Genomic DNA, 1,413 nt, shown 5'->3' on the forward strand with positions numbered 1-1,413 from the left:
CGATACAGACGTCTGCTTGTCCGATATGAACGCAGGGCTGATATTCATTTGGCCTTTCTTACTCTGGCTGCCGCTTTGGTTGCTTTTCGGTTTTGTTAGGCACTCTTAGTCGCAAGCATAGTCGGCACTCCCCTTTCACTTGGTCGACAGCTCTCCTTTCAAAATGGTAGATCAAATTCATCATCAGGCTCAACGCCACAGTTTTGGTCTCCGATAGAGTTATCACTGTGAGGGAGCATCCCAGTATCGTGCAGGCCATTCAGGAAAACGAAGAATCACCGACACCAGCTCAGGAGAGCACCTTGGAAAACAATCACGACTAATTGCCCGGATGATTCCCCGAATTTATCCAGAAGGAGTGTCAAGAGCTGCTCAGCGGTACACCCAAAATAAAAAAAAGAAAGGAGCGATGGACTGGCCGTCCATATAGCCATATGGGACAATCAGCCCAACCTTTATGATTGACAAAGAACAGAAAATCATAGCCTTTCCTCATGCGTCCTCTGAAAATGCCAAGTCAGTGGACAGTACGGCGACTCAGACCAACGACCCAGATATGACCGACAAGATTGATGCTGCGGTTCGGGACCAAATTAAGGATGATGAGGAAAAGCTGCTTGCAATCGAACTGCCAACAGCGTTGGCCGAACGGGAAGTGAAACTCTTTTTTTCAGCTATTCTTACCGGCCTCTTCAGTATCGTGGCTTCTATTACTTTTATGTCCGTTGGATTTCTCATCTTCCTTGCCTTAGCCACAGCGCCAAGGCCCAATTTTACAGCGAGCCGCATGCGTTCTTTATTCATTGTGCTTTGCCCCCTTTTTCAGTTTTGCGGGCGGGGCTTTAAACGTGGACTCAGTTTTTTCGGCCTCTCTTACCGTGGAATAAATGGACGAAAATGAAAGGCCGGTGAAGTCTCGAATTTTCACGGCCATCTCATAGCTCATATGCGTTTTTCCGTTACACACACGAGCAAATCGACTCGGGGCAATCCCCAGCTCCAACGCAAACCCCCTAAGAGAATATCCGTTCAGTCGTATCCAGTTTGTAAGGGCCGGATACATAGAATTGTGGATGGCGCTGGGTCGCCTTTCTACGAGATAAGAGAAAATGTCCAGAATCTCGTACTCATCCATCGTATAGCGCTCTGCCAGGGTGCCGATGGACGCCCCGGAGAGGTAATCAGAACACAGAGATAAAATGTGCTTGGTATCCCCAGCATAGCAGTCGCCATGCCAAAGACCAGAATGACATCCAATACCATGATTACAGCTCGAAAGACTTTTTCTTGCACGTTGTCCCGTTTTGGAGCTGTTGACAAAGTACTCTTTAAAAATCTGTATTGGAAAATTGACAAGAAAAAAGACGCCCACTGGCGTCATTTCATGGCCCATATCATCCGTTTCAAGTTCAA

At 47.3% G+C, this 1,413-nt stretch carries 2 protein-coding genes and 1 pseudogene; 1 reads left to right on the forward strand and 2 read right to left on the reverse strand.

All coding sequences use genetic code 11. The features are described 5' to 3' along the window. Positions 1-99, forward strand: a pseudogene (locus H6B51_RS17030) (IS5/IS1182 family transposase); the annotation flags it as partial. 438 nt (positions 100-537) lie between these two features. Here H6B51_RS17030 and H6B51_RS17035 read toward each other — a convergent pair. After that, entirely contained in the window at positions 538-804 is a 267-nt protein-coding gene (locus H6B51_RS17035; RefSeq protein ID WP_204884782.1) for a hypothetical protein, read from the reverse strand. Next, positions 797-1,413 (reverse strand): hypothetical protein (locus H6B51_RS17040; protein ID WP_204884783.1); only part of this gene is annotated, 617 nt, incomplete at its 5' end. The genes H6B51_RS17040 and H6B51_RS17035, both read right to left, overlap by 8 nt.

The sequence above is a fragment of the Pseudoflavonifractor phocaeensis genome, assembly GCF_016901955.1.
Taxonomy (GTDB): Bacteria; Bacillota; Clostridia; order Oscillospirales; family Oscillospiraceae; genus Flavonifractor; species Flavonifractor phocaeensis_A.

Bases quoted from the DNA above. Each gene is read 5' to 3' on its own strand.
- H6B51_RS17035 (WP_204884782.1), bottom strand. From the start codon at position 804: ATGAATAAAGAACGCATGCGGCTCGCTGTAAAATTGGGCCTTGGCGCT.